General features: G+C 50.6%; 4 protein-coding genes. 2 read left to right on the forward strand and 2 right to left on the reverse strand.

All coding sequences use genetic code 11. The features are described 5' to 3' along the window. A partial coding sequence (locus tag AB7E14_RS22465; protein ID WP_428169988.1) for an MFS transporter occupies positions 1 to 578 on the forward strand: 578 nt, incomplete at its 5' end. A gap of 46 nt (positions 579 to 624) precedes the next feature. Here the strand turns inward: AB7E14_RS22465 and sodB are convergent. After that, a complete protein-coding gene (gene sodB / locus AB7E14_RS22470; RefSeq protein WP_043000811.1) occupies positions 625 to 1206 on the reverse strand; it encodes a superoxide dismutase [Fe] in 582 nt (193 codons plus the stop codon). A 126-nt stretch (positions 1207 to 1332) separates the two neighbouring features. Further along, positions 1333 to 2166, reverse strand: a complete 834-nt coding sequence (locus AB7E14_RS22475) for a C40 family peptidase (protein WP_316962274.1) — start codon at positions 2164 to 2166, stop codon at positions 1333 to 1335. Between the two features lie 335 nt (positions 2167 to 2501). On the opposite strand from AB7E14_RS22475, the gene grxD reads away from it, so the two are divergent. Continuing rightward, positions 2502 to 2751 (forward strand): monothiol glutaredoxin 4 (gene grxD, locus AB7E14_RS22480; protein WP_428169989.1); only part of this gene is annotated, 250 nt, incomplete at its 3' end.

Here is a 2751-nt window from a genome sequence, read left to right on the forward strand (position 1 = left end):
TGCTGATGCGTCCTCAGGTGCTCTCCGCGCTACTGACTACCGTACTAGGAGCGGGCGCCATGTTCACTCTCTATACCTATATTTCGCCTGTTCTGCAAAGCATCACCCATGCGACACCGGCCTTTGTGACCGGGATGCTGGTTCTGATCGGTGTGGGCTTCTCCATTGGCAACTACCTAGGAGGGAAACTGGCCGATCGCTCGGTTAACGGCACGCTGAAGGGCTTTTTGCTGCTGCTGATGGTAATTATGCTGGCGATCCCTTTCATGGCGCAGAATGAACTGGGCGCGGCGGTCAGCATGGTGGTCTGGGGGGCGGCAACCTTTGCGGTCGTCCCTCCGTTACAAATGCTCGTCATGCGTGTGGCTCATGAAGCGCCGGGTCTCTCATCTTCCGTGAACATTGGCGCGTTTAACCTTGGAAATGCGCTGGGCGCTGCGGCTGGCGGGGCCGTCATTTCAGGCGGATTAGGCTACAGCTTTGTTCCTGTGATGGGGGCGATTGTGGCGGGTATGGCGCTGTTGCTGGTGTTTGTCTCGGCGAGAAAACAACCTGAACAAGTGTGCGTCGCCAGTTAACGGCAGGACAAAAACGCAGAAGGGATTCCCTTCTGCGTTATCTTTTTTACGCGGCGAAGTTCTTCGCTACAAACTCCCAGTTTACCAGCGCCCAGAAGTGTTCAAGGTAGCCAGGACGCGCATTGCGGTAGTCAATGTAGTACGCATGTTCCCATACGTCGACGGTCATCAACGGCGTGGCGTCGGTGGTCAACGGCGTGCCAGCGTTGGAGGTGGAAACGATAGCCAGCTTGCCCTCTTTTCCTTTAACCAGCCAGGTCCAGCCAGAGCCGAAGTTTTTGATCGCCGCGTCGGTAAATTGCGCTTTGAACTCGGCAAAGCTGCCGAAAGAGGCGGTAATCGCGTCAGCCAGTTCGCCGGTTGGCTCGCCACCAGCATTCGGTGCCAGGCAGTTCCAGTAGAACGTGTGGTTCCAGACCTGAGCAGCGTTATTGAACACGCCGCCTTCCGAACTGCGTACGATCTCTTCCAGTGATTTCCCTTCAAAGGCGGTGCCTTTGATCAGGTTGTTCAGGTTGGTGACATAGGTCTGATGGTGTTTGCCATAGTGATATTCCAGCGTCTCGGCGGAAATGTGCGGCGCAAGCGCATCTTTGGCATACGGTAGTGCAGGTAATTCGAACGACATTGCTTCTCTCCTTATTATTAATAGTATTTCGCGCAATAACCTTATTGTGCGTAAGGATAGGGTAGCAAATTGAAAGGTGAGACAAAAGATGAACTTACCCTGTTGCGTTAACAACAGGGTAAAGTTTTAACGAATGGTTTTGGGTGTCATGACCCGGCGAGCGCCGACATAGTGGCGTTGCCAGTAATCTTCGCTGAGCGATGTGATCTGGATTTCCTGACCGCTGCGCGGTGACTGAATAAATTTGCCGTTGCCGACATAAACGCCGACGTGATCGGCAGTACCACGTCCCTGAGTGCGGAAGAACACCAGATCGCCATTTTTCAATTCCCCACGATCAATCGGTGCGGCATCACGCAGGTGATACATTTCATTTGCCGTGCGCGGAATACGGAATTTAACCAGATCTTTATAAGCGTAATAAACCAGACCGCTGCAATCGAAACCGGTGCGCGGAGACGTACCACCCCAGCGGTACGGCTTGCCAATCTGACTCATTAATTTGTTCATCGCCGTGCTGGTCGCTTTTTGCACTTTCACTTTATGGGCATCCGCAATCTTTCCTGACGTCGTGTTCTTCACTTTCACACACGTCGGCTTGTGTCCTTTACGCGGGGTGCACTTTTCACTCCAGCTGACAGCGGCTGTCTTTTTCGCAGCGACGGTTTTACTTTTGCGACTGGCTGTTTTGCTGGTTTTGGCAGAGGCGGTGATTTTTTTCTTAGAAGAAGAGGCGGTTTTCGTGCTGGTTTTGCTGGTCGTTTTCTTGACGGTTTTTTGAAGGGTTTTATTCGTTTTTTTTGCTGTGGCCGTACTTTTCTTTTTGTTGCTGGTTTTCTTACTATCCGTAAGACCAGCCGTATCCCTGGCTTGCTTGGACGCATGTGCCATCGGCATAAAGGGAATCGTTGTAAATAGCAAAGCACAGAGCGTGAGGGAAAGTCGGTTTATCCGCGCCACTGAGCATTCCTCTGTTAAGGCAGGTCGTAATCATACCTGCGTGTGATTTACAAAACCTGATGATTCTAATCTATAGAAACGAATAAAGTTAATAGCTTTTATTGTTAAAAATACGGTTTCGCTATTGAGTGCAAAAAAAAACAGCAGCCAAAGCTAAATCTGCTTATTTTGCGCACACTTTCGGCACAGCCACTGAGGAAACTATTATTGGGAATGCAACTTATGCGTTCAGACGATAAAATAGTAAAGCGTAATGAAAATGTTATTTTCCGATGTCGCTCTGAAACGCTACAATGTCAGTCGACTGCCGTAAAAGAAGTTAAGGAAGCAAGACAATGAGCACCACTATCGAAAAAATCCAGCGCCAGATCGCTGAAAACCCGATTCTCCTGTATATGAAAGGTTCTCCAAAACTGCCAAGCTGCGGCTTCTCCGCCCAGGCTGTGCAGGCACTTTCCGCCTGTGGTGAGCGTTTTGCCTATGTGGATATTCTGCAAAACCCGGATATTCGCGCAGAACTGCCAAAATATGCAAACTGGCCGACCTTCCCACAGCTGTGGGTTGACGGTGAACTGGTTAGATCGG

The sequence above is a fragment of the Citrobacter sp. genome (assembly GCF_050252275.1).
Classification (GTDB): domain Bacteria; phylum Pseudomonadota; class Gammaproteobacteria; order Enterobacterales; family Enterobacteriaceae; genus Citrobacter_A; species Citrobacter_A amalonaticus.

Excerpts from the sequence above, each read along its gene's own strand:
- sodB (WP_043000811.1), bottom strand. The coding sequence starts at position 1,206 with ATGTCGTTCGAATTACCTGCACTACCGTATGCCAAAGATGCGCTTGCG.